The sequence below is a fragment of the Nonomuraea indica genome, from assembly GCF_002850745.1.
In the GTDB taxonomy this organism is placed as follows: domain Bacteria; phylum Actinomycetota; class Actinomycetes; order Streptosporangiales; family Streptosporangiaceae; genus Nonomuraea; species Nonomuraea indica.
In genome coordinates, this window is record NZ_KZ559469.1 from 623,448 (window position 1) to 647,301 (window position 23,854).

Sequence of the window (23,854 nt, forward strand, 5' to 3'; positions counted from 1 at the left end):
TGCTTCCGCGGGGCGTCCTGGCCGCCGCCGGCGGGCTGGTCAGTGTTGGTGCTGTTCGGGCAGGTGGCTGTCGGGGTGGGCCCACACCAGCACGTTCGCCAGGTTCTCGCGTGCGAAGAAGTCGAGGACCTCCCGGTCCGAGTGGCGCAGGCTGAAATGGGTCAGCACGAACAGGGTGTCCGGGTGCGCCTGGACGTACGGCCTGAGCCGGCTCCACACGGTGTGGCCGACGCGCTGGGCACGCTCCAGTTCGGCATCGTCCAGATAGGTGCATTCGGTGATGACGACCGGATAGTCGAAGATCCAGGGGCTGCGCCCGAGGGCGTCGGCGTGGGTGTCACCGAGGTAGGCGAACAGCGGCCGCCGGACCTGCTGGTCCACCGCGATGCCCTCCCTGCGCCGGCCGGCGATGAGGCGGCCGAACTCGGCGGGGTCGAGCGTCGCCTTGAGCTCCTCCATCTCCGGAAGCAGGGCTCGCCGGTTCTCGGCGACGGCGTAGCCGACGCTGGGCACCTTGTGCTCGGTCTCCACGACCCGGACCGTGTGCGACCTGTGCCTGCCGAAGGCGAACTCCTGGCCCGGCCGCACCCCGTGCACCCGCGCCTCCGTCGCGAGGGCCGGGTCGAAGGCGGCGACCTGGTTCAGTTCGGTGGTGGCGCGCAGGTAGTGGCGGACGTACGGCAAGGCCTCCTCGGGCACGTGGATGTCGACTCCGGTCGGTCGTGTCGCCAGGAAGTCGAGGTCCTTGGAGTGGTCCAGATGCGTGTGCGTCAGCAGCACCGTGTCGACCTGACGGCCTTCGACCAGGCCGGCGTCCAGGGCGAGCTTCAGTTCGGGGACGTGGAAGAAGGTCTTGTCGTTGGCGCGGGAGTAGCCGGTGAGAGACAACCGGGTGCCGGGGAGTTCCCATGTCTTCCACTGCCGGAAGGGATGTCCGCGTTCCAGGCGCTCCGGACGGATGATCATGGTGAGAGGCTATCCGTCCGGAGCACGACCGGCATTCTGTTATTTGGTCCCCCGGTCAGCGTCCGCTGGACGCCGCCCGGTAGTGCAGGTCCTGCACGTACGGCGTCGCGGTGATCGTGTACGGCGAGACCACCTTCGCCACCTGGGCGGAGCTCCGGGTGACCGTGGCCGAGGCGGCGCCGGCCTGGAGCCGGAACGTCCTGGCGGACACTCCGGCAGGCGCGTCGTAGCTCTGGGTCGTGCCGCCGATGGTGACCGACACCTTGCCCGGCGCGGTGAGCATGGTGAGCACCTCGACCGTGTCACGGGCCGCCGTGCTGCCACCGCGCAGCTTCATGAGCTTGGTCTGCTGGTACGTCGGCTGGGCCGCGACGGGCTGGATCCTGTGGGTCAGGTACGCCACGTCGTTCGTGATCTTCGGGCAGCCGAGCTTGTAGCAGGTCAGGTAGTAGGCGTTGATGTCCAGATAGGTCCAGCCCGCGTTCCTGGAGGGGGCGAACTGGGTGTTCTCCGAGTAGTCGTTCCAGGTGGTGAGCTGGACCCAGTCCGCCTTGCCGTCGATCGCGCCCTTCCAGGTGGCCCGGAGGTTCTCGGTGTTGCCGGCCTCGTCGAAGACGCCCTGGTTCGGGCGCTCGTCCTGGACGGACACCGGCTGCATCCAGATCTTGCCCATGCCGTGGGCCCGGTCGATGTTGGTGCCCAGGCCGGCGTTGGCGGCGGGGTTGCGGTTGCCCCAGTTGGAGAAGCCGTAGCTGATCGGGGCGAAGGCGTCGCGATGCTTGTTGAAGTCGAGGAAGCAGGGGACGAGGGCGACCTTGATGCCGTGCTTCGTCTCCATTGTCTTCATCCAGTCGGACCACCAGGCGGCCGTGCGCCCCTCGGCCTTGAAGGGGGCGACCACCAGGCGGTTGTCGGCGAGCCGGTAGACCGACGTGGAGGCGGCGAGCTTGGCCATGGCGGCGGCGAGGGTGGCGCTGTCGACCGAGGCGAGCCCGTTCGTGTCGGGCATGAGCACGATCTTGAAGCCGGGGTCGACGGCTTCGGCCGCCTTGACGAGGTTCTGCACCCGGGTCCAGTGCGCGCTGGTCACGGAGAGGATGTCGACGGTGAAGCCGTCCAGGCCGGCGGCGATGGCCTGTCTCACCTCGGCCTTGAAGTCGGCCACCGTGTAGTCGACCGCGATCGGGTCGCGTCCCAGCGGCCGGTCCCGCAGCAACCCGCCGTAGGCGGCGTGCTTGCCGCTCTCGCCTTCCGGCTTGAGGTAGTTCCTGGCGTAGTAGTCGGTCGCCGGCGCCTGGTTGTCGAGCGAGAGCGGGTAGGGGGTGAAGTAGTGCGCGAACACCTTCCTTGCCGAGGCCCGCAGCGCCGCCTTGCCGGCCAGGGTGAAGGGCAGCGGCCCGTCGGTCTGCTCGCCGCCCGTTCCCCCGGTGTAGGTGACCGTGAGTTTCGGTCCGCGGTTCCCGGTCTCGCGCGAGGACATCAGGACGGTCGTGGTGGCGTCGGCTCCGGTGAGGGCGAACGCGTAGGTGCCGTCGCCCTTGACGGCCGACGAGACGTCCAGCCTGGCCGTCGTGCCTGCCGTGAAGCCGGTGTGCGAGGTGACGGCCGTCGCGCCGATCGTCGGCCGAGTGTCCCAGGTCGTGGCGGCCTCCGTCCAGGAGCCTGTCGCCTGGCGGACGGAGAGGGTGGTGTCCGTCGTCCTGGCCGGGACGACGTCCAGCGTGACCTTGACGTCCTCGGCGTCCGCCGGGACACCGGTGACCTTGAAGCGGGTCAGGGCGATGCGTTGCCCTGTGGCCGTACTCCCGCACCCGGTGCCGCAGACGCTCATCCACGTGGCGGTGGCGAAGCTCTTGGCGGGCTCGGCCTGGCTGACGAACACGTCGTCCGCGGCGGCGAAGGTCAGGCTCACGGGGGCGGCGGCGGACGCCTGCGCCGGCGGGGCGACGGCGGCGGTCCCCAGCGTGGCGAGGAGCACCACCCCGGCCAGCGGCGCCAGATATCGGTTGACCATGGAACTCCCTTGGCACTCGGTACGGCTCGGCCCGCCCAGGGGTAGGCGGCGGAGCCGTTCTGCACAGCCAAGGATGGAGCAGGATCCGCAGCCGGGCCGGGCATTTCGGATAGATCATCCTTTCTGGAACGATGCCATTTCCGGTCGGCGCGAATTCCGCAGGTGACCTCGGCGCCGGAGGGCCAGGGGCTGCTTTGCCCAGAGGCGGCCGTGCCGTGGTGGACGCTTGCCCGCGACGTGAGGCGTTTGGGGGGATTCGCCCGGCTATTCTCGGGATGATGACTGTGACGGTGCGCAACCATGTCAACGTCTCCGGGCGACCGGACGGCAGGCCGGTGATGTTCGCCCACGGGTTCGGTTGCGACCAGAACATGTGGCGCCTGGTCGCCCCCGCCTTCGAGGACGACCATCGGGTCGTGCTCTTCGACTACGTGGGCATGGGCCGGTCCGACCTGTCCGCCTACTCCCCCGAGCGCTACTCCACCCTCGACGGGTACGCGCAGGACGTCCTCGACATCTGCCACGAGCTGGACCTCACCGACGTCGTCCTCGTCGGCCACTCCGTGAGCGCGCTCATCGGCGTGCTGGCCGCCAACGCCGAGCCGGAGAGGTTCGGCAAGCTGGTGCTCGTCGGGCCGTCGCCGCGCTACATCGACGACGACGGCTACACGGGCGGGTTCAGCGCCCAGGACATCGAGGAACTCCTGGAGTCCCTCGACAGCAACTACCTCGGCTGGTCCAGCGAGATGGCACCGGTCATCATGGGCAACGCCGATCGGCCGGCGCTCGGCGAGGAGCTGACCAACAGCTTCTGCCGCACCGACCCGCAGATCGCCCGGCGGTTCGCCCAGGTGACGTTCCTGTCCGACAACCGCGCCGACCTCGCCAGGTGCGGCACCCCGACGCTGATCCTGCAGTGCGCGGACGACGTGATCGCCCCCGAGCCGGTCGGCCGCTACGTCCACGCGGCGATCCCCGGCAGCCGGCTGGTGATGATGCGCGCGACCGGTCACTGCCCCAACCTCAGCGCTCCCGAGGAGACGATCGCGGCGATCCGGTCGTTCCTGTGATCCCATGGACGTGACAGGTGAGTTCGAGGAGCTGTTCGAGGACGCGCCGTGCGGCTTCCTCGTCACCGGGCCCGACGGCACGCTGCGGCGGGTCAACCGCACCTTCGTCGAGCTGACCGGGCACCGCGCCGAGGACCTGGTCGGCCGCGTACGGGTCCAGGAGCTGCTCGTCGTGGGCGACCGGATCTTCTACGAGACCCACTTCGCGCCGCTGCTCGCCCTGCAGTCGTCCGCCCGGGAGATCGCGGTGGACTTCCGCCGCGCGGCCGGCGGGCGGCTTCCCGTGCTGCTGAACGCCGTGGTGAAGGGCGAGGAGGTCTGGATCTGCGTCTTCGCCGCCACGGACCGGCGCGGCTACGAGCGCGAGCTGCTGCGGGCGCGGCAACAGGCCGAGCAGGCGCGGCGGGAGGCCCACGAGCTGGCCCGGGTGTTGCAGACGAGTTTCATCCCGCCCGCCATGCCCGCCATCGCGGGCATCGACGTGGCCGGCGTCTACCGGCCCGCCGGGCGCGGCGAGGAGGTCGGCGGCGACTTCTACGACGTGTACGAGACGGCGGGCGGCTGGGCCGTGGTCCTCGGCGACGTGGAGGGCAAGGGCGCGCAGGCGGCCGTGGTGACGAGCCTGGCCCGCTACAGCCTGCGCGCCGCCTCGGCGCACGGGAGCACACCGTCGGCGGTGCTGTCCGCGCTGAACCAGGCCGTCATCGACCGGGGCTCCGAGCGGTTCCTCACGGCCGTCCACGCGCAGCTGACGATCTCGCCCGGCGGCTGCCGGGTGACGCTCGCCCTGGGCGGCCACCCACCACCCGTGCACCTCACCCCCTCGGGCTCGCGCCGGCTCGGCGTCCCCGGGACGCTGCTGGGCATCCTGCCGGCGCCGCACCTGGTCGACGTCACCGTGGACGTCCGGCCGGGCGAGGCGGTCGTCTTCTACACCGACGGCGTGACCGACGCGCAGCGCGGCCGGGAGTTCTTCGGGGAGCGGCGGATGGAGCGGGCGCTGCTCGCGGCCCGCGACGAGGACGCGGCCGGCATCGCCGAGCGTCTCGTCGGAGAGGTCTCCGCCTTCCAGTCGGACGTGCTCGCCGACGACGTGGCCGTCGTGGTCGTCAAGGCGGGGGCGCGCTGATCGCGTGCCGTCCCCGGCCGCCCGAGGGGACGTCGTGTTCGCCCGGGCGCGCCGGACCCGCGACAATGGCGCGATGATGGCAGCAGACAGTGTGGACTCCGACTGGGTCGCCAGGTTCGCCGACGACGTGATCGCCGACGCGGAGCGCCGGGCCCCGGGCAAACCCGTCGTCTGCGCGTCCGGGCTGAGCCCGTCCGGGCCGATCCACCTGGGCAACCTGCGCGAGGTGATGACGCCGCACCTGGTGGCCGACGAGATCCGGCGGCGCGGCCTCGACTGCCTGCACCTGCTGTCGTGGGACGACTACGACCGGTTCCGCAAGGTGCCCGCGGGGGTGGACCCGTCGTGGGCGGAGCACATCGGCAAGCCGCTCACGTCCGTGCCCGCGCCGCCCGGCAGCCCCCACCGCACCTGGGCCGAGCACTTCAAGGCCCCGATGACCGCCGCGCTGGAGGAGCTGGGCGTCACCTACCACGGCATCAGCCAGACCGAGCAGTACACCTCGGGCGCCTACCGGGAGCAGATCCTGGTGGCCATGCGCGAGCGCGAGCGGATCGACGCCGTCCTCGCCCGGTACCGCACCAAGCAGACCGGCGACGCCCCGCCGCCGAAGCCGTACTTCCCTTATCGGCCCTACTGCGAGCTGTGCGAGCGCGACTCGACCACGGTCACCGCCTACGACGACGACACCACCGAGCTGGCCTACACCTGCGCCTGCGGCTTCGGCGAGACCGTGCGGCTGGCCGAGCACGACCGCGGCAAGCTGGTGTGGAAGGTCGACTGGCCGATGCGCTGGGCGTACGAGGGGGTGGTGTTCGAGCCGTCGGGCGTGGACCACCACTCGCCGGGCTCGGCCTGGGTGGTCGGCGAGCGGATCGTGCGCGAGGTGTTCGGCGGCGAGCAGCCGATCGGCCCCATGTACGCCTTCGTCGGCATCACCGGGATGGCGAAGATGAGCAGTTCGAAGGGCGACGTGCCGACCCCGGCCGACGCCCTGGAGATCATGGAGGCGCCGGTGCTGCGCTGGCTGTACGCCAGGCGCAAGCCGTCCCAGTCGTTCAAGGTGGCCTTCGACCAGGAGATCCACCGGCTGTACGACGAGTGGGACGCGCTCGGCCGCAAGGTCGCCGACGGCACGGCGCAGCCGGCCGAGCTGGCCGCGTACGAGCGGGCGACCCGCACGGCCGAGGGGCCGCTGACCGGCACGGAGCGGGCCCTGCCGTACCGGACTCTGGCCTCGATCGTGGACATCACGACCGGTGACGCCGAGCAGACGCTGCGCATCCTGGGCGACCTCGACGCGATCGGCTCGCTGGAGGAGGCCCGGCCGCGGCTGGACCGCGCGCAGCGCTGGGTGGACACGCAGCTTCCCGCCGACCAGCGCACCCGCGTGCTGGACGCGCCGGACGACGGACTGCTCGGCTCGCTCGGCGAGGACGACCGCGAGGCGCTGCGGCTGCTCGCCGACGGCCTCGACGAGCACTGGTCGCTCGACGGGCTGACCACGCTGGTGTACGGGGTGCCGAAGCTGCTGGCGGGGCTGCCCGCCGACGCCAAGCCGACACCCGAGGTGAAGGCGGCCCAGCGCGCGTTCTTCGCCCTGCTCTACCGGCTGCTCGTGGGGCGCGAGACCGGACCGCGGCTGCCGACGCTGCTGCTGGCCGTGGGCGCCGACCGGGTGCGCAAGCTGGTGGGCCGGTAGGCCGTACGAGGTCGTGCGGGAGGTGGTGGCCGCCTCCGGCAGCCCTGCCGGAGGCGGCCGGGTCGCGTCAAGCGACCGCGGTCCCCTCCAGTTCGACCATCAGGTCGGGGATCGCCAGCCGTGTCACCCCGAGCATCGTGGTGGACGGCGCCACCCCGGCGGCGCCCAACCGCGACGCGAGCACGCCGTAGTGCTCGAAGAGCCGGTCGACGTCGGTGGTGTAGACGTTGAGCCGGACGAGGTCCGCGAGGGACATGCCGGCCTCGCCGAGCACGGCCTCCAGGTTGTCGAGGCTCAGCGCCAGCTGCGCCGCCATGTCGCCGGCGTGCAGGGGCTTGCCGTCGCCGCTCATCGCGGTCTGCCCGGAGCAGTAGAGGGTCCGGGTGTGCCCGGAGACGATCTCACCCTGGTTGTACCCCATCTCCACCGACCACGCCCACGGGTTGACCGCGGTTCGCTCCATTGCCATGTCAGCTCCAATTCGGTTCGTCGGCATCACGCGCATGGATCGGCTCGGCACCCTGCCGGCCTCTCGTCGCGGGGATGAGCCTGCCAACGAATCACGACATCTTGTGTCGTATATTTCGGTAAGTTCCTCATATGCGGGCCGACCGGTTGGTGTCGCTGGTGCTGCTGCTTCGACAGCACGGCCGGCTGTCGGCGACCGCGCTGGCCCGCGAGCTGGAGGTGTCCACCCGCACCGTGCTGCGCGACATCGAGGCGCTGTCCGCGGCCGGTGTCCCGGTCTACGCCGAACGCGGCCGGCACGGCGGTTTCGCGTTGTTGCCTGGTTTCCGGACCGAGCTCACCGGGTTGAACCCCGACGAGGCGCTCGCCCTGCTGGTCGCCGGGTCACGGCGCGGCGCGCAGGCGTTCGGCCTCGGCTCAGCGCTCGCTTCGGCGATGCTCAAGGTGGTCGACGCGCTCCCCGAGAGCTATCGGGACACCGCGGCCGGCGCCGCCGAGCGCTTGCTCATCGAGCCGGAGACCGACCTCCTCTCGCGCCGGCTGGCCGACGAGGAGGTGCCTGACGCCGTGGCGGCCAAGGTCCTGCGCGCGGTGTTCGCCGGACGCAGGCTGCGGATCCACTACGCGGCTGTGGACCAGGACCCGAAGTGGCGCACGGTGGACCCGATCGGCCTGGTCACCATCCGCGACCGGGGCTACTTGCTGGCCACGAGGTCCGGAGAGGACCGCACCTACCGGCTGTCCCGGGTCCTGGCCGCCGAGGAACTCGCGGAGCCCGCGCAGCGACCGGACCGGGTCGATCTGGACCGGGCTTGGAAGGACCGCGGCACCCGCTTCCGGGCCGGCGGCGACCAGGTCACCGTGCTGGTGCGGATGAACCCGGCGCGGCGGGAGGACCTGCTGGGCACCGCGCTGGCCGTACGCGCCGAAGAAGCCGACCCGGACGGCCGGCTGCGGCTGGAGGTGACCTTCCAGGACTCACGCCATGCCACGTGGGCGCTGTGGCAGCTCGGCACGGACGCCGAGGCCCTGGCCCCGCAGTGGTTGCGCACCCGTCTGCGCGACCGCGCCGCCGCGGTCGCCACCCGCTACGGAGCCTCCCCCTGACAGGGGTCGCCCAACGGGCCCGGCTGCCGCTGCTGCGCCAGCACCTCATATTCACAGCGCCGGGTCAAGGACTCTTGCCCGGGCCCGAAACCCGGCCTGACCAGGTAACAGAACGGTCACTACGGCCGCACACATATAGATCATTGATCTCTGCAAGACGAAGTCAAGCCACTTGCAGGTGGGCCGGGCCATCTTCTGAGCATGAACATGGAGCCGTTCGCCGCCAGCGTCACAGTCGTCGTCCCCGCGATGAACGAAGCCGACAACCTGCCGCACGTCTTCGCCACGTTGCCCGCGTGGATCGACGAGGTCGTCCTCGTCGACGGCAACTCCACCGACGACACCGTGGCCGTCGCCCGCCGCCTGCGCCCCGGCCTCCGGGTCGTCACGCAGAGCGGGCGCGGCAAGGGCAACGCGCTGATCGAGGGTTTCGCCGCCGCCCGCGGCGACATCATCGTGATGATCGACGCCGACGGCTCCACCGACGGCCGGGAGATCTACTCCTTCGTCAGGGCCCTGCTCGACGGCGCCGACTTCGCCAAGGGCTCCAGGTACGCCCCGGGCGGCGGCTCCGACGACATCAGCCGGCTGCGCTCCCTCGGCAACGTGGCCCTGACCGGGCTGACCAACCTGCTCTACGGCACCCGCTACACCGACCTGTGCTACGGCTACAACGCCTTCTGGGCCCGCCACCTCGACGCGATGGCGCTCGACTGCGACGGTTTCGAGATCGAGACGCTGATGAACGTCCGCGCCGCCCAGGCCGGGCTCACCATCGCCGAGGTGCCCAGCCACGAGCGCACCCGCATCCACGGCGAGAGCAACCTGCACGCGGTGCGCGACGGCTGGCGGGTGCTGAAGACGATCTTCCGCGAGCGCTTCCGCGGGGCCGCCACCCCGCAGACCCAGGTGGCGCTGGCCAAGTAGGAGCCACCCGGTTTCGCGCCCGCGCGGCCGTGGATGACATCCTCTGATCATGCGCTACATCGTGATCGGGGCAGGAGCAGTCGGCGGCACCATCGGCGCCCGCCTCTTCCAGGGCGGGCACGACGTGCTGCTGATCGCCCGCGGCGCCCACTACGAGGCGTTGCGGACCGGCGGCCTGAGGCTGATCACCCCGCACGCCGTCGAGACCCTCCCCGTCCCCGTCGCCGACGGCCCCGTCGCGACCGGCGAGGACGACGTGCTGGTCCTGGCCACCAAGTCGCAGGACACGATCGCGGCCCTCGACCCCTGGCCCCGGCACCTGCCCGTCGTGTGCGCGCAGAACGGCGTCGACAACGAGCGGACCGCGCTGCGCCGGTTCGCCGAGGTGTACGGCATGTGCGTGTGGATGCCCGCCCTGCACCTCGAACCCGGCGCGGTGACCGCCTACGGCCACCCGCACTCCGGGATGCTGCACGTCGGCCGTTATCCCCAGGGTGTGGACGACCGCGCCCGGCAGATGGTCGCCGACCTGACCAAGAGCGGGCTCGTCGCGCCGGCCACGCCCGAGGTGATGCGCTGGAAGTACGGCAAGCTGCTCGGCAACCTGGGCAACGCGATCGAGGCGCTGTGCGAGCGCGCCCCCGGCTTGGAGACCCTGCACGAGCGGGCCAGGGCCGAGGGCGCCGCCGTGCTGGAGGAGGCCGGCATCCCCTACGTGACCCCGCAGGAGGAGCGCGAGGCCCGGCGCCACCAGGTGGACGTCCTGCCCATCGACGGGGTCTCGCGCGGCGGCGGCTCGTCGTGGCAGAGCCTGGCCCGGGGCAGCGGCTCCATCGAGGCCGACTACCTCAACGGCGAGATCGTCCTGCTCGGCCGGGAGTACGGCATCCCCACCCCCGTCAACGAGGTGCTCCAGCTCGAGGCCGGCCGGTTCGCCCGCGAGAAGCTGCCGCCCGGGTCGATGCCGGTGGAGCGGCTCGCCGCGCTCATCGACGAGCGTTCCGCAGCCGTATCCCGCTGAAGCCGAGCGTGCCGGCGGTCACCTCGTCCCAGAACGGCCAGAGCCGGTCCAGCACGCGCAGCTGGATGCCCGCCTCCTCGTGCAGCGCGAGCAGGTCTCCGACCGGCTCGGGCGGGCCCAGCGGCCGCACCGGCACGGTCGCCACGACGGCGTGCGGCGGGTCGCCGATGGGCCTGAACGGCTCGGCCGGCAACCGGTACGCGTACAGGCGCACTTCCATGATCACTTTCAGCCAGCCGTATTCCACGGCGTGCACCCGATCTCCGCAGCCCGCGCCGAGGATGCGGGCGGCGTCGTCGTCGGTGGTGCCCGTGTCGCGCCAGGCCATCACCCGGGGGCAGTCGCGCGGGAACCAGTAGTCGGGGCAGCGGTCGGCGCCCACCGCCCAGACGTACGGGTCCGGCTCGCGGGAGGTCGGGGCGACGTGCGGCGCGAACGTCGTGATCGTCGCGTCCTCGGAGAAGTGGAGCACCTGTCCCGGCTCGGGTCTCATACCGATCATGATGACCTGGAACCCCTACCGGAGAGGCGCCGGTGCGGAATACCGGCCCGAAGCGTGGGCAGTGGAGTGACGCACTGACGACAAGGGGTGAGTTGGATGATCTTCTTAGGACTACTCCTGGTCCTGCTCGCTGCCGGAGCGATCGCCTGGGTCGCCACCGAGGACAGCACCGCGTACAACCTGTTCGGCTACATGTTCGAGCCCAACCACGTCGAGATGTTCGCGGCCGGCGCCGTCACGGCGGCGGTCCTGATCGCGGGCCTCGCCCTGATGGTCGCGGGCTCGCGCCACGCGGCCCGGCGACGCCGCCAGATGCGCAGCGCCAAGGCCGAGGCCTCGCACCGGGTCGCCCGGCTGGAGGACGAGAAGCGCGAGCTGGAGCGTCGCCTCGAACGTGAGCAGGCCGCCGAGCGGCAGCAGGCCGAGGAGCGCCGCAGGACCGCCGCGCAGGAACGCGCCGAGCGGGAGCGTGCCGCCGAGCAGGAGCGCGCCGGGCGGGAGCGCGCCGCCGAGCGGACCACTGCTCCGCACGCCGTCCCCCGCCAGGCCACGGGCGACCGGCTCGTCGCGCGCGGCTCCGAGGACACCAGGCGGTAGCGGCGTCGCCATGCGCCGCACAACAGGCGAGCACGGAACGATCCGGCGCGAGGGCCCCCATGCGGGCCCTCGCGCCGGATCATGAATATCCCGACACTTGGGGTGTACTCTGCGAGGCGATCTCATCATGCCTCCGGAGGTCGCATGCCCCCCAGACGTGGCCGTCCCATCGCGCTCAAGCTGCTGGTCCTGCTGCTCGTGCCGCTCACCTCCCTGGTCGGGCTGTGGGCGTTCGCCGCGAGCCTGACCGGGGGCGACGGCCTGCGCCTCCTCCAGATCAACGAGCTGGTGCGCAACCTGTCCAACCCGGCGGAGCAGATGGACGTCCAGCTGCAGAGCGAGCGGCTCATCTCCGTCGAGTTCCTCACCAGCGGCCGGGGCCGCGACCGGCTCACGACCCAGCGCGCGCTGACCGACCGGACCGTCACCACGTTCCGGCAGCTCGCGGCCCAGCAGCGCGACCTGTCACCGCAGATGGCCGCCCAGCTCACCGCCCTGTACGGCAAGCTCGACGAGCTGCCCAGGATCCGCCGCGAGGTCGACGGCGCGAGCCCGGCGCCGCTCGCGGTGATCGACGGCTACAGCCAGATCGTGGACGCGACGTTCCGCATGCGTGACGCCATGGTGCTGGTGCCCGTCACCTCCCTCTACCGCAAGGCCAGGGCCGTCACCATGCTCGGCGAGGCCAAGGACTTCCTGTCGCGGGAGCGGGCCGTCATCACCGTCGTGCTGGCCCGGGGCCGCGCGACCGAGGCCGAGCGCGAGGCGTTCATCGGCATGGCGGCCACCCGGCGGCTCCTCTACACGCAGGCGCTGCCGCACCTCGACGCCGGGCTGCGGGCGCCGTACGAGCAGCTGGTCGGCTCACCCGCCTACCGGGAGCTCCTGGACGTGGAGAACTCCCTGCGCGGCGAGGCCGTCCTCACCGAGCTGCCCGCCACCGCGGCCACCTGGACGGTCGACGCCGCCAACCTGTGGGCGGCGGTCGAACGCAACCAGTTCGGGGCCGTCCAGGCCGTCGTGCAGCGGGTGGACCCGGCCGCCGACAGCATCCTCACCAGGATCGGCGTGACGGGGGGCGTGGGCCTGCTCGCGGTCGTCGCCTCGGTCCTGCTGTCGCTGCGCTTCCGCCGCCGCCTGGGCGACGAGCTGGCCGGCCTGCGCGACGCCGCCACCGAGCTGGCCGAGATCCGGCTGGCCGGGCTGGTCGAGCGGCTGCGGGCCGGCGGGCAGGCTCCCTCGCCCGAGGAGGTGGCGCCGCTGGAGGTCAAGGCCGACACCGCGGAGGTGCGCGACATCGTCGCGGCGTTCAACCAGGTCCAGGCCACGGCGGTGGAGGCCGCGGTGGACCAGGCCCGGCTGCGCCACGGGGTCAGCCAGGTCTTCGTCAACCTGGCCCGGCGCAACCAGTCGCTGCTGCACCGCCAGCTCCTCCAGCTCGACGCCATGGAGCGCAAGACGGAGGAGCCCGAGGTCCTGGAGGACCTCTTCAGGCTCGACCACCTCACCACCCGCATGCGCCGGCACGCCGAGAGCCTGCTCATCCTGTCGGACCAGGCGCCGGGACGCGGCTGGCGCAATCCGGTGCCCGTCCACGACGTGCTGCGCGCCGCCGTCGCGGAGGTCGAGGAGTACCAGCGGGTCGAGGTGCTGCAGCCGCCGCCCGTCGCGGTGCTGGGCAGCGCGGTCACCGACGTGGCCCACCTGGTGGCCGAGCTGGTGGAGAACGCCACATTGTTCTCGCCTCCGGAGACCCGGGTGGACCTGCGGACCACGGCCACCCGCAGCGGGATCACCGTCGAGGTGGAGGACCGCGGGCTCGGGCTGGCGCGGGCCGAGCTGGACGAGCTGAACGCGCGGCTGGCCGAGATGCCGGAGTTCGACCTGGCGCAGAGCGACCGGCTCGGCCTGTTCGTGGTGAGCAGGCTGGCGGCCCGGCACGGCATCAAGGTCTGGTTGGGGCCGTCGCCGTACGGGGGGTTGACGGCGAGCGTCGCGTTGCCGTCGTCGCTGCTCGCCGACCAGCCGGCCCTGGCCGGTCGCTGACGCCACGGAGCGGCGGAACGGCCCTCCGGCCGGAGCCGCAGGAGCGGCCCAGCGGGTCAGAACGACCGGAGCGGCCCGGCGGGTCAGAACGACCGGAGCGGCCCGCGGGTGAGCGTGGCAGGGGCGCCCCCGCGGGTCAGAGCCGCAGGAACGGGTCGGGGAAGTGCGCGGTGGCCAGGATCGCGCGCTCGGCCCGCAGCCCGGCGAGCACCTCGGCCCGAGTGGCGGCGGCCGCTTCCTGGTCGTCGTCGTAGACGTAGTGGATGCCCGGATCGGCCAGCTGCACCGGGTGGAGCACCAGGTCGCCGGTGATGGCCAGCTTGCCCACCCGGACGATCTGGTGGCCAGGGGTGTGTCCCGCCGCGAGGTGCACGCGCACACCCGGCGCGACCTCCTGGTCGCCCTCGACCACCTGGAGCCGGTCCTTGATCGGGGTCACCACCCGGTCGAGCGTCTCGCCGCGCACGGCGTCGAGGTCGGCCTGCTGGAGGACGTAGCGGGCGTTGACGAACCGCGGCCCGCCGTCGGCGACCGCCCCGCTGGCGTGGTCGCTGTGCAGGTGGGTGAGGATGACGACGTCCACGTCGGCGGGCGTGACACCGGCGGCGGCCAGTTCGGCCTCCAGCGCGCCGGGGACCGGCGCCCAGCTCGACGCCGGCGAGTCCTCGGCGCCGATGCCGGTGTCCACGAGCGTGACGCGGCCGGCCTGGTCACGGATGAGGTAGCAGTGGAAGTGCAGGATCCACGGCTCCTCGGCGAGCCCGGATCCGGGGAACGTCTCGGCCATCGGCCGGCGGATCGCCCGGCCCATCGGGCCGACCGCGTCGCAGAGGGGTGTCACCTCGGCGCCGGCGACGGCGCGTGGCTGGTGCGGCATCCGCTCAGACTAGTCCGGGTCGGTTCAGGACCGGGCGCGGGACCAGGCATGGGACCAGGCATGGAACCAGGCATGGGACCGGGCGCGGGGCCGGGCGCGGTCAGGGACACGGGCCGGTCGGGGGCCGGCCCGTCCGGTCAGGCGGCGACGGGGGTGCGCGGCACGTACTCGTTCTCGACGTCGGCGGCGTAGACGGCGCGGCGGCAGTGGGAGCACCGGTACATGATCGGGCCCTCGTCGAGGTCGTGGTGGCAGCGCGGGCAACGGGTGCTGGTGTTCATGGGAGTCCCCCTCGTGTACGTGCTTCCATGGAAGCCTCATCGCATTGCAGGAGCCCTGCATCACGCTTGACACGATGTCGCGACGTCGATGGGCGTTCCATGCCGTTCGCCACACCGGGCACGGGTGGTTCGACCGGAGAAGAACATTGTTACGGCTCCGCAGGTCACTCCGCGCGTCCGGCGCGCAGAACAGCCCCCGAATAGTCCAGGAGGGCTAGGCGGCGCATGGCACGGCCGGCCCGGTGGGCCTCCTCCCACCACGGACCCGGCGGGAGGAGCCGGGAGAATGGGGGGATGCTCGCCGACATCGTCGAATACCTCGCCTGTCCCGTCTGCCAGGAGCCGGTGGAGTTGACCCGGGAGGCCGTGCGGTGCGCCCGCGGCCATGTTTTCGACGTCGCCAGGCAGGGATATGTGAGCCTGCTCGTCGGGTCACGCGCCCCCGGAACGGCGGACAGCGCGGAAATGGTCGCGGCCCGTGCCGGTTTCTTGGCCGCTGGGCATTTCGCCCCACTTAGTGAGGCATTGGCCGAGTGTGTGGCGGCCCTCGTTCCCGGGGCGGCCGGGATTCGTACGGAAAGGTTCACCGAGCCGCCGGACGGCGGGGCGGAGAAGGCGTACGGTGGTCCCCGATCGGGTCATGACGGGCGGCCGGCGGTCCGGTCCGCCGGCGCCCCACGGCCGGTGGTCGTGGACGCCGGAGCGGGCACCGGGCACTACCTGGCGGCGGTCCTCGACGTGGTGGACCGGGGCGTGGGCGTGGCGTTCGACGTCTCCAAGCACGCCGTGCGGCGGGCGGCCCGCGCGCATCCGCGGGCCGGTGCGTTCGTGGCCGACGTGTGGCGGCCGCTGCCGCTGCGCAGCGGCGTGGCCGACGTGGTGATGGACGTCTTCGCACCGAGGAACGGTCCCGAGTTCCGGCGCGTGCTGCGGCCGGAAGGTGCGGCGGTGGTGGTCACTCCGGCGCCGGCGCATCTGAGCCCTTTGGTGCGGGAGCTGGGGCTGCTCTCGGTGGACGAGGCCAAGGATCGGCGGGTGGCGCGGAGCATGGAGGGGTTCGCCGAAACGGAACGCCGAACCATCGAATTCGACATGCAACTGTCGCGTCGGGACATCGTCGAGGTGGTCAGGATGGGGCCGAGCGCGTGGCACACTGAGGCAGCCGCGCTGGAGGCACGAATCTCCGCATTTATCGGGCGGAGAGCGGAAAATCAGGAAAAGGTGACAACACGGGCCGCGTTTCAGCTGTCCGTCTTCGAGCCGGCACCATGATCAAAGGCCGTCGCTTGACGGGCAAGTGGGGGTGGTGTTACTCATGAGGCGCTTAGTACGAATTTCCCCCATATACGCCGAGTATTTCCGAGACTCAACCGCAATACTGGACGGCAACCCGCGACGGGAGGCGGGAAGGCAAGGGAGGGGGCGCGTCGGATGAAGGCCGAGGAACGCTGGCAGGCCAGGTTCCGCGCGTCGCGCACGACGCTGCCGCTCTGGGCGCGACGGGCTCCGAACCGCTCGATCTACCGCTCCAACGCCACGGGCACCTGGGAGGTCTACGCCTGGGACCGTGCCACCGGCCACACCCGGCAGGTCACCGACCGGCCCAGGGGCACCGCCCACGCCGCCATCGACCCCACCGGCCAGTGGATCTACTGGTTCGCCGACACCGAGGGCGACGAGTTCGGCGGGTGGCGGCGCCAGCCGTTCACCGGCGGACCCGACGAGGAGGTCGCGCCCGACCTGCCACCCGGACAGCCCGGCGGCATCGCCCTGTCCACGACCGGTGTGGCGGCGATCAGTCTCGCCGCCGACGGCGCCTTCAGGACCCACCTCGTCCGCCACGGCGAGCCGTCCCGGCTCCTCCACGAGCACGCCGAGGCCTCCTGGGTGGCCGACATGTCGCTTGACGGGCAGCTCATCGCCATCAACCACGGCGAGTACGGCGACTTCCGGCATCCCGCCCTGCGCGTGGTGCGCCCGTCCGGCCAGACGGTCGGCGAGCTGTACGACGGCGAGGGCAAGGGCGTGCTCGGCCTCGCCTTCGCCCCGGTGACCGGCGACCGGCGGCTGCTCGCCCTGCACGAGCGCCGCCAGCGCCAGGAGCCGCTGGTGTGGGACCCGGTGACCGGCGAGCAGCGCGAGATCTGGCTGCGCGACTCCGGCGACCTGGCGGCCGAGTGGTACGACGACGGCCGCGGCCTGCTCATCGTGCGCGACACGCGCGCCCGCAGCCACCTGCACCGCTACGACCTCGCGGGCGGCGGGCTCACGCTCATCGACACCCCGCACGGCGTGATCGACGACGCCGCGCCGAGACCCGGCGGCCACGTCGAGTACTCCTGGTCGAGCGCCTCCCGGCCGCCCGTCATCCGGTCGAGCAACGGCCAGGTCGTGCTGAACGCGAGCGGGCCTCCCGCGCCGCCGAGCGTGCCCGCCGAGGATCTCGACGTGCCCGGCCCCGGCGGCCGCATCCACGCCCTGGTCTCCCGGCCCGAGCACGGCGGCGCCCCCTACCCCACCGTGTTCATGCTGCACGGCGGCCCGACGACGCACGACCGCGACGCCTTCTCGCCGGAGGTGGCCGCCTGGGTGGACTCCGGGTTCGCGGTGGTGCGGGTCAACTACCGGGGCTCGACCGGCTACGGCTCGGCCTGGCGTGACGCGCTGCACGGCGACGTCGGGCACATCGAGTTATCGGACGTCGCCGCCGTGCGCGACGCGGTCGTCGAGCGCGGCATCGCCGACCCGGCCAGGATCGTGCTGTCGGGCACCGCCTGGGGCGGCTACCTCACGCTCCTCGGGCTCGGCGTCCAGCCGAAGCTGTGGGCGGCCGGCATCGCCGCCGTGCCCATCGCCTGCCACCAGACCTCGTACGAGGACGAGGCCGAGAGCCTGCGGGCCTACCACCGGGCGCTGCTCGGCGGCTCACCCGACGAGCAGCCCGAGCGCTACGCCGCCAGCTCGCCCATCACGTACGTCGACCGGGTGGAGAGCCCGGTGCTGATCCTCGCGGGCGAGAACGACACCCGCTGCCCGCTGCGCCAGATCGAGAAGTACGTGGCCAAGCTGGCGGAGCACGGGCGGGACTACCAGGTCCACACCTACGACGCCGTACGGGGCACGCTGGTGGTGGCCGAGCGGATCGCGCAGATGAGCCTGCAACTGGAGTTCGCCCGCAAGCACGTCGGCTGACCGGCCGCGGCCGGTCGATCCCGTCCGGCGGCCGCACGGTCGGCAAGCGGCCGCACGGTCGTCGAGCAGCCGTGCGGTCGTCGGACGGTCGTGGGGTCGTCGGACGGTCGTCGGGCGGTCGTGGGGTCAGCGGGCGCGCAGGACCACGATGGCCATGTCGTCGGCGCTGGGCTCGGCCGCGAAGTCGGCGACGCCGCGCCGGATGCGCTCGGCCACCGCCCGGGCCGACAGGCCCGCGCACTCGCCCAGCAGCTTGGCCAGGCCGCCCTCGTCGTCGAGCAGGCGGTCGCCGTTGCGGCGCTCGGTCACCCCGTCGGTGACCGCCAGGAGCACGTCGCCGTGGTCGAGGTGCACCGTGTCGGCCTCGAACACCACCTCCGGGAAGACGCCGAGCAGCGACTGCGGTGAGGTCACCGGCAGCACCTCGCCGTCGGCCCTCAGCAGCAGCGCCTCGGGGTGGCCGGCGGACACCATGCGGACCTCCAGGCCCGTCTCCACCGGCGTGATGTCGCCGTGCAGCAGCGTGAGGAACCTGGCGCGTTCGCCCTCCTCAAGGATCGCCTGGTTGAGCCGGCCGAGGACGGCGGCCACGCCGTAGCCCTCCCGGGCGAGCAGGCGCAGCGTGTGGCGGGCCAGACCCGTCACCGCCGCGGCCTCCGGGCCGGTGCCGCACACGTCGCCGATCGCGAAGCGCCAGGAGTCGTCGCCGGCCTTGAACAGGTCGTAGAAGTCGCCGCCGACCTCGTTGGCCTCGCCGGCGGGCTCGTAGACGACGCCGTAGTCGAGGCCGGGCACCTCGGGCTCGTTCGGCGGGAGCAGGCTGCGCTGCAGCGCGCGGTTGGCGGCAGCCTGCTGCGCGTAGAGACGGGCGTTGTCCATGGCCAGCGCGGCGCGCCTGCCGATGTCCTCGGCGAACTGGATGACCTCGTCGGGGAAGCGGTCGGCCCGGCCCAGGCACATCATGCCGAGCGCGCGGCCGCGGGCGGTCAGCGGCACGGCGAGCACCTGGTGGTCACCGGCGGTGAGCGCGGCGGTGCCCTGCTCCCCGGCGGCGTGCAGGTCCATCTCGGTGAGTTCCTGGCGCAGCCCGTCGATGCGCGCCTCGTCGGCGTGCCACAGGTAAACCAGGCGCAGCGGCCCGGACCCGCCGTCGGAGGTGTAGACGGCGCACCAGCCGCACAGCCGCGGCACGACGATCTGGGCGATGATGGCGGGCACCATGTCGGGGTTGAGCGTGCCGGCCAGCAGGTCGCTCGCGTCGGCGAGGAAGCCGAGCCAGTGGGGGCCTCGGGAGGTGTCGGCGAGCCACTCGGATGCGACATTGCCCGCCGCGCCGGGTAGCGTGAGTCGTGCCCAATGGACCCGGGAGTCACCGGCGAAGGTGATGCCCCACTCCTCGACCGCGACAGAGGGAGCCTTCGGATCGCCCTGCGGAATGTTCCGCTGCACCAGCTCGACCTGCACGGCATCGCCGAAATGTTTCCACACGACCTCGAACGGCTCGTCGACCACCTGCTCGGTCAGGTCACCGGCCACCTGCTCGGCGAGGTGCGACACGCCGCCGACGGCCCACGCGGTCATCACCTCGCGCGTGAACCTCATCGCGGCCGGCACGGCGGTCTCGCCGGGCGCGAACGTGGCAGCGAGCACGGCACGGGGAGAAGCAGTCATCCCACCGTGCCTACCACACTTCGCGTTGACGTGGGGTAAATCCAAGGGCAGGACTGTGAGCTACCGAACGTGACAGACTTGAATCACTCGCCTTGGCGCGCCAGGAGTGAAGGAGGCCCCATGCCAACGGTCAAGACCGCCCCTGGATCTGATGAGAAGATCTACAGCGAGGCCGATCTGGCTCCGATCCTGGAGACTCTCTTCTCCTGGCGTGACGGTGACTTCCGGCGGCGGGTCCCGCATGCTCCGCCTGGCGCGCTCAGCGACGTGCGGCTGCTGCTCAACGAGGTGGCCGACCGCCGCGAGCACCTGGCCAACGAGCTGACCAGGGTGCGCAAGGAGGTCGTCAAGGAGGGCCGGTTCGGCGAGCGGCTGACGCCGGGGCCGGGCGTCGGCGCGTGGGCGGAGAGCATCGAGTCGGTCAACACGCTGATCGACTCCCTGGTGAGCCCGGTGAGCGGCGCGGCCGACGTGATCGACGCCGTGGCCAAGGGCGACCTGTCGCGGCGCATCGACCTCGACCGGTCGGCCCGCGGCGAGGTGCGCCGCCTGGGCAAGGCCATCAACGGCATGGTGGAGCAGCTCGCCCTGTTCAACTCCGAGGTGACCAGGGTGGCCCGCGAGGCGGGCACCGAGGGCCGGCTGGGCGGCAGCGCCAATCTGCGCGGCATGTCGGGGAGCTGGCGCGACCTCACGGAGGCCGTCAACACGATGTCGTCGCGGGTGGCGGCGCAGGTGCGTGACATCGCCGTGGTGACCACCGCCGTGGCCAAGGGCGACCTGAGCCGCAAGGTGACGGTCGACGCCGTGGGCGAGATGTTCGAGCTGAAGAACACCGTCAACACGATGGTGGACCAGCTCTCGGCGTTCGCCGAGGAGGTCACCCGCGTGGCCCGCGAGGTGGGCACCGAGGGCCAGCTCGGCGGCCAGGCCCAGGTGACGGGCGTGTCGGGCGTCTGGAAGGACCTCACCGACAACGTCAACTTCATGGCCAACAACCTCACCAGCCAGGTGCGCAGCATCGCGACCGTGGCGACGGCGGTGGCGCAGGGCAACCTGTCCAAGAAGATCACCGTCGACGCGCAGGGCGAGATCCTCCAGCTCAAGGACACCCTCAACACGATGGTCGACCAGCTCTCCTCGTTCGCCGACGAGGTCACCCGCGTGGCTCGCGAGGTGGGCACCGAGGGCAAGCTGGGCGGCCGGGCCGAGGTGAAAGGCGTGTCGGGCGTCTGGAAGGACCTCACCGACAACGTCAACTCGATGGCCAACAACCTCACCTACCAGGTGCGCAACATCGCCCAGGTGACCACGGCCGTCGCCAACGGCGACCTGACCCGCAAGATCGACGTCGACGCGCAGGGCGAGATCCTGGAGCTCAAGTCGACGATGAACACGATGGTCGACCAGCTCTCCTCGTTCGCCTCCGAGGTGACCCGGGTCGCCCGCGAGGTGGGCACCGAGGGCCAGCTCGGCGGCCAGGCCCAGGTGCGGGGCGTGTCGGGCGTCTGGAAGGACCTCACCGACAACGTCAACTCGATGGCCAACAACCTCACCTCGCAGGTGCGGCAGATCGCCGCCGTGTCGTCGGCGGTGGCGCAGGGCAACCTGTCCAAGAAGATCACCGTGGACGCGCAGGGCGAGATCCTCCAGCTCAAGGACACCCTCAACACGATGGTCGACCAGCTCTCCTCGTTCGCCGACGAGGTCACCCGGGTCGCCCGCGAGGTGGGCACGCAGGGGCAGCTGGGCGGCCAGGCCCGGGTGCAGGGTGTGTCGGGCGTCTGGAAGGACCTCACCGACAACGTCAACTTCATGGCGAACAACCTGACGTACCAGGTGCGCAACATCGCCGAGGTGACCACGGCGGTCGCCAACGGCGACCTGACCCGCAAGATCGACGTCGACGCGCAGGGCGAGATCCTCGCGCTGAAGACGACCATCAACCGGATGGTCGACCAGCTCTCGTCGTTCGCCTCCGAGGTGACCCGGGTCGCCCGCGAGGTGGGCTCGGAGGGCCGGCTGGGCGGCCAGGCCCGGGTCGAGGGCGTGGAGGGCACCTGGAAGCGGCTCACCGAGAGCGTGAACGAGCTGGCCGGCAACCTCACCACCCAGGTGCGCGCCATCGCGACCGTGACCAGCGCCGTGGCGCGCGGCGACCTGACCCGTTCGATCGCGGTCGAGGCGCAGGGTGAGCTGGCCGAGCTCAAGGACAACATCAACTCCATGGTGGCCAACCTGCGCGAGACCACCCAGGCCAACCAGGAGCAGGACTGGCTCAAGTCCAACCTCGCGCGCATCTCGCGGCTCATGCAGGGGCACCGCGACCTGTTCGAGGTGGCCAAGCTGACGATGAGCGAGCTGACGCCGCTGGTGTCGGCCCGCTACGGCGCCTTCTACAGCGTCGATCCCGAGGGCGACCACGAGCTGCTGCTGATCGGCGGCTACGGCGTGCGGCCCGACCGCGGGCCGCGCCAGCGCTTCGCGATCGGCGAGGGCATCGTCGGGCAGGCGGCGGCCGAAGGCCGGCACATCGTGCTCGACGACGTGCCGCCCGGCTACATCACCATCGACAGCGGGCTCAGCTCCTCCACGCCGGCGCAGATCGTGGTGCTGCCCATCCTGTTCGAGAACCGGGTGCTGGGCGTGCTGGAGCTGGCCTCGTTCACCAGGTTCGGCGAGGTGCACCTCGACTTCCTGACCCAGCTCGTCGAGACCATCGGCGTCACGATGAACTCCATCATCGCCAACTCCCGCACCGAGGACCTGCTGACCGAGTCGCAGCGGCTCACCCGCGAGCTGCAGGAGCGCTCCGACGAGCTGCAGCGCCAGCAGGAGGAGCTGCGCAGGTCCAACGCCGAGCTGGAGGACAAGGCGGCGCTGCTGGCCAAGCAGAACCGCGCGATCGAGATCCAGAACTTCCAGATCGAGCAGGCGCGCCGCACGCTGGAGGAGCGCGCCGAGCAGCTCGCGGTGTCGTCGCGCTACAAGTCGGAGTTCCTGGCCAACATGTCGCACGAGCTGCGCACGCCGCTCAACAGCCTGCTCGTGCTGGCCAAGCTGCTGACCGAGAACGCCGAGGGCAACCTGACCCCGCAGCAGGTGGAGTTCGCCCGGACGATCCACGGCGCGGGTTCGGCGCTGCTCCAGCTCATCAACGACATGCTCGACCTGTCCAAGGTCGAGGCCGGCCGGATGGACATCCACCCGATCCAGGTGTCGCTGCCCAAGATGGTCGACCTGCTGGAGGCCGCCTTCGCGCCGCTGGCCGCCGACAAGGGGCTGGAGTTCACCGTGGAGGTCGCCGACGACGTGCCGCGGGAGCTGCGCGCCGACGAGCAGCGCCTGCAGCAGGTGCTGCGCAACCTGCTGTCCAACGCGGTGAAGTTCACGCCGAAGGGCGAGGTCAGGCTGCGCGTCGCCCAGGCGCCGGCGGAGGTGGTCTACGACGACGACTCGCTGCGCGACGCGCCCGACCTGCTGGCGTTCCAGGTCATCGACACCGGCATCGGCATCGCGCCCGACAAGCGAGAGCTGATCTTCGAGGCGTTCCGCCAGGCCGACGGCACCACCAGCCGCAAGTACGGCGGCACGGGGCTGGGCCTGGCCATCTGCCGCGACATCGCGAGGTTGCTGGGCGGCGAGATCCACGTGGACAGCGAGCTGGGCAAGGGCAGCACGTTCACCCTCTACCTGCCGGCCTCCTACGCCGGCCCGCTGGCGGCGCCCGAGGAGGGCGCCCCCCGCAGGCAGCTCATGACCACGCCGGTGGAGGAGCCGGCGGTGCCCGAGCCGCCGATGCCGCTCGACCTGCCGATGCCGGAGCTGACCGAGTCGCCGGGCGAGGTCGCGCAGTGGCAGGGTGACGACCCGCTCAACGCCGCCAAGATCCTCATCGTCGACGACGACATCCGCAACGTGTTCGCGCTGACCAGCGTGCTCGAACGGCACGGCGCGACAGTCGTCTACGCCGAGAACGGACGCGAGGGGATCGAGCAGCTGGAGCGCAACGAGGACGTGGCGCTGGTGCTGATGGACATCATGATGCCGGAGATGGACGGCTGGGCCACGACGTCGGCGATCCGCCGCATGCCGCAGTTCGCCGATCTGCCGATCATCGCGTTGACCGCTAAGGTCATGCGGGGCGATCGTGAGAAGAGCATCGCCTCGGGCGCCTCCGACTACGTGCCCAAGCCGGTCGACGTGGACCGGCTGCTCGAACGCCTGCGTGGTTGGCTCAGCCGTGGGCGGGTGTCCACCACGGACCCAGCCGAAGGATCGTGA

Annotated in this window: 18 protein-coding genes; 11 read left to right on the forward strand and 7 right to left on the reverse strand. The window is 71.6% G+C overall.

Annotated features, from left to right (window positions below):
- Positions 1 to 39: 39 nt before the first annotated feature.
- A complete protein-coding gene (locus CXR44_RS14595; protein WP_101786540.1) occupies positions 40 to 966 on the reverse strand; it encodes an MBL fold metallo-hydrolase in 927 nt (308 codons plus the stop codon).
- Positions 967 to 1,021: 55 nt separating this feature from the next.
- On the reverse strand, positions 1,022 to 2,980 hold the full coding sequence (locus tag CXR44_RS14600; protein WP_101786541.1) for a glycoside hydrolase family 71 protein: 1,959 nt from the start codon (positions 2,978 to 2,980) through the stop codon (positions 1,022 to 1,024).
- A gap of 278 nt (positions 2,981 to 3,258) precedes the next feature.
- Here CXR44_RS14600 and CXR44_RS14605 point away from each other — a divergent pair, with 278 nt between their 5' ends.
- The 3 genes from CXR44_RS14605 (at position 3,259) to lysS (ending at position 6,881) form a co-directional block, all read left to right on the forward strand.
- Positions 3,259 to 4,050: an alpha/beta fold hydrolase gene (locus CXR44_RS14605; protein ID WP_101786622.1), complete on the forward strand. Its 792-nt coding sequence runs from the start codon at positions 3,259 to 3,261 to the stop codon at positions 4,048 to 4,050.
- Positions 4,051 to 4,054: 4 nt separating this feature from the next.
- A complete protein-coding gene (locus CXR44_RS14610) occupies positions 4,055 to 5,179 on the forward strand; it encodes a PP2C family protein-serine/threonine phosphatase (protein ID WP_101786542.1) in 1,125 nt (374 codons plus the stop codon).
- 73 nt (positions 5,180 to 5,252) lie between these two features.
- On the forward strand, positions 5,253 to 6,881 hold the full coding sequence (gene lysS / locus CXR44_RS14615; protein WP_245899144.1) for a lysine--tRNA ligase: 1,629 nt from the start codon (positions 5,253 to 5,255) through the stop codon (positions 6,879 to 6,881).
- Between the two features lie 67 nt (positions 6,882 to 6,948).
- Here the strand turns inward: lysS and CXR44_RS14620 are convergent, their stop codons facing one another.
- Entirely contained in the window at positions 6,949 to 7,344 is a 396-nt protein-coding gene (locus CXR44_RS14620; RefSeq protein ID WP_101786543.1) for a RidA family protein, read from the reverse strand.
- Positions 7,345 to 7,481: 137 nt separating this feature from the next.
- Here CXR44_RS14620 and CXR44_RS14625 point away from each other — a divergent pair, with 137 nt between their 5' ends.
- The 3 genes from CXR44_RS14625 to CXR44_RS14635 all read left to right on the forward strand — a co-directional run bounded on the left by CXR44_RS14625 (position 7,482) and on the right by CXR44_RS14635 (position 10,404).
- Positions 7,482 to 8,456, forward strand: coding sequence for a helix-turn-helix transcriptional regulator (locus tag CXR44_RS14625; RefSeq protein WP_101786544.1), 975 nt, complete (start codon positions 7,482 to 7,484; stop codon positions 8,454 to 8,456).
- 201 nt (positions 8,457 to 8,657) lie between these two features.
- A complete protein-coding gene (locus CXR44_RS14630) occupies positions 8,658 to 9,383 on the forward strand; it encodes a glycosyltransferase family 2 protein (RefSeq protein ID WP_101786545.1) in 726 nt (241 codons plus the stop codon).
- Between the two features lie 49 nt (positions 9,384 to 9,432).
- Positions 9,433 to 10,404 carry a ketopantoate reductase family protein gene (locus CXR44_RS14635; protein ID WP_101786546.1) on the forward strand — a complete coding sequence of 324 codons (972 nt, stop codon included), beginning with the start codon at positions 9,433 to 9,435 and terminating at the stop codon, positions 10,402 to 10,404.
- Here the strand turns inward: CXR44_RS14635 and CXR44_RS14640 are convergent.
- Positions 10,370 to 10,897 (reverse strand): DUF6886 family protein, encoded by a 528-nt coding sequence (locus CXR44_RS14640; RefSeq protein WP_101786547.1) that lies wholly within the window; start codon positions 10,895 to 10,897, stop codon positions 10,370 to 10,372. The two genes, CXR44_RS14635 and CXR44_RS14640, sit on opposite strands and share 35 nt — an antisense overlap.
- A gap of 105 nt (positions 10,898 to 11,002) precedes the next feature.
- On the opposite strand from CXR44_RS14640, the gene CXR44_RS38895 reads away from it, so the two are divergent.
- Positions 11,003 to 11,503: a hypothetical protein gene (locus CXR44_RS38895; protein ID WP_144069961.1), complete on the forward strand. Its 501-nt coding sequence runs from the start codon at positions 11,003 to 11,005 to the stop codon at positions 11,501 to 11,503.
- Positions 11,504 to 11,647: 144 nt separating this feature from the next.
- A complete protein-coding gene (locus CXR44_RS14650; RefSeq protein ID WP_180903400.1) occupies positions 11,648 to 13,549 on the forward strand; it encodes a sensor histidine kinase in 1,902 nt (633 codons plus the stop codon).
- A gap of 136 nt (positions 13,550 to 13,685) precedes the next feature.
- Here the strand turns inward: CXR44_RS14650 and CXR44_RS14655 are convergent, their stop codons facing one another.
- A complete protein-coding gene (locus tag CXR44_RS14655; RefSeq protein ID WP_245899145.1) occupies positions 13,686 to 14,426 on the reverse strand; it encodes an MBL fold metallo-hydrolase in 741 nt (246 codons plus the stop codon).
- 137 nt (positions 14,427 to 14,563) lie between these two features.
- On the reverse strand, positions 14,564 to 14,707 hold the full coding sequence (locus CXR44_RS39430; RefSeq protein ID WP_180903403.1) for a hypothetical protein: 144 nt from the start codon (positions 14,705 to 14,707) through the stop codon (positions 14,564 to 14,566).
- Between the two features lie 294 nt (positions 14,708 to 15,001).
- Between CXR44_RS39430 and CXR44_RS14665 the strand changes: the two genes are divergently transcribed.
- On the forward strand, positions 15,002 to 15,979 hold the full coding sequence (locus CXR44_RS14665) for a putative RNA methyltransferase (RefSeq protein WP_180903405.1): 978 nt from the start codon (positions 15,002 to 15,004) through the stop codon (positions 15,977 to 15,979).
- 159 nt (positions 15,980 to 16,138) lie between these two features.
- A complete protein-coding gene (locus tag CXR44_RS14670) occupies positions 16,139 to 17,899 on the forward strand; it encodes a S9 family peptidase (RefSeq protein ID WP_101786550.1) in 1,761 nt (586 codons plus the stop codon).
- Between the two features lie 126 nt (positions 17,900 to 18,025).
- Here the strand turns inward: CXR44_RS14670 and CXR44_RS14675 are convergent, their stop codons facing one another.
- Positions 18,026 to 19,570, reverse strand: a complete 1,545-nt coding sequence (locus CXR44_RS14675) for a PP2C family protein-serine/threonine phosphatase (protein ID WP_245899146.1) — start codon at positions 19,568 to 19,570, stop codon at positions 18,026 to 18,028.
- A 120-nt stretch (positions 19,571 to 19,690) separates the two neighbouring features.
- Here CXR44_RS14675 and CXR44_RS14680 point away from each other — a divergent pair, with 120 nt between their 5' ends.
- Positions 19,691 to 23,854 (forward strand): HAMP domain-containing protein, encoded by a 4,164-nt coding sequence (locus CXR44_RS14680; RefSeq protein ID WP_101786551.1) that lies wholly within the window; start codon positions 19,691 to 19,693, stop codon positions 23,852 to 23,854.

Coding starts and splice junctions, on each gene's coding strand:
- CXR44_RS14650 (WP_180903400.1), top strand. CDS start 11,648: ATGCCCCCCAGACGTGGCCGTCCCATCGCGCTCAAGCTGCTGGTCCTG.
- CXR44_RS14640 (WP_101786547.1), bottom strand. CDS start 10,897: ATGAGACCCGAGCCGGGACAGGTGCTCCACTTCTCCGAGGACGCGACG.
- CXR44_RS14600 (WP_101786541.1), bottom strand. CDS start 2,980: ATGGTCAACCGATATCTGGCGCCGCTGGCCGGGGTGGTGCTCCTCGCC.
- CXR44_RS14625 (WP_101786544.1), top strand. CDS start 7,482: ATGCGGGCCGACCGGTTGGTGTCGCTGGTGCTGCTGCTTCGACAGCAC.
- CXR44_RS14670 (WP_101786550.1), top strand. CDS start 16,139: ATGAAGGCCGAGGAACGCTGGCAGGCCAGGTTCCGCGCGTCGCGCACG.
- CXR44_RS14655 (WP_245899145.1), bottom strand. CDS start 14,426: ATGCCGCACCAGCCACGCGCCGTCGCCGGCGCCGAGGTGACACCCCTC.
- CXR44_RS14630 (WP_101786545.1), top strand. CDS start 8,658: ATGAACATGGAGCCGTTCGCCGCCAGCGTCACAGTCGTCGTCCCCGCG.
- CXR44_RS39430 (WP_180903403.1), bottom strand. CDS start 14,707: ATGAACACCAGCACCCGTTGCCCGCGCTGCCACCACGACCTCGACGAG.
- CXR44_RS14610 (WP_101786542.1), top strand. CDS start 4,055: ATGGACGTGACAGGTGAGTTCGAGGAGCTGTTCGAGGACGCGCCGTGC.
- CXR44_RS14620 (WP_101786543.1), bottom strand. CDS start 7,344: ATGGAGCGAACCGCGGTCAACCCGTGGGCGTGGTCGGTGGAGATGGGG.
- CXR44_RS14635 (WP_101786546.1), top strand. CDS start 9,433: ATGCGCTACATCGTGATCGGGGCAGGAGCAGTCGGCGGCACCATCGGC.
- CXR44_RS14665 (WP_180903405.1), top strand. CDS start 15,002: ATGCTCGCCGACATCGTCGAATACCTCGCCTGTCCCGTCTGCCAGGAG.
- CXR44_RS14595 (WP_101786540.1), bottom strand. CDS start 966: ATGATCATCCGTCCGGAGCGCCTGGAACGCGGACATCCCTTCCGGCAG.
- CXR44_RS14675 (WP_245899146.1), bottom strand. CDS start 19,570: ATGACTGCTTCTCCCCGTGCCGTGCTCGCTGCCACGTTCGCGCCCGGC.
- lysS (WP_245899144.1), top strand. CDS start 5,253: ATGATGGCAGCAGACAGTGTGGACTCCGACTGGGTCGCCAGGTTCGCC.
- CXR44_RS14680 (WP_101786551.1), top strand. CDS start 19,691: ATGCCAACGGTCAAGACCGCCCCTGGATCTGATGAGAAGATCTACAGC.
- CXR44_RS14605 (WP_101786622.1), top strand. CDS start 3,259: ATGACTGTGACGGTGCGCAACCATGTCAACGTCTCCGGGCGACCGGAC.
- CXR44_RS38895 (WP_144069961.1), top strand. CDS start 11,003: ATGATCTTCTTAGGACTACTCCTGGTCCTGCTCGCTGCCGGAGCGATC.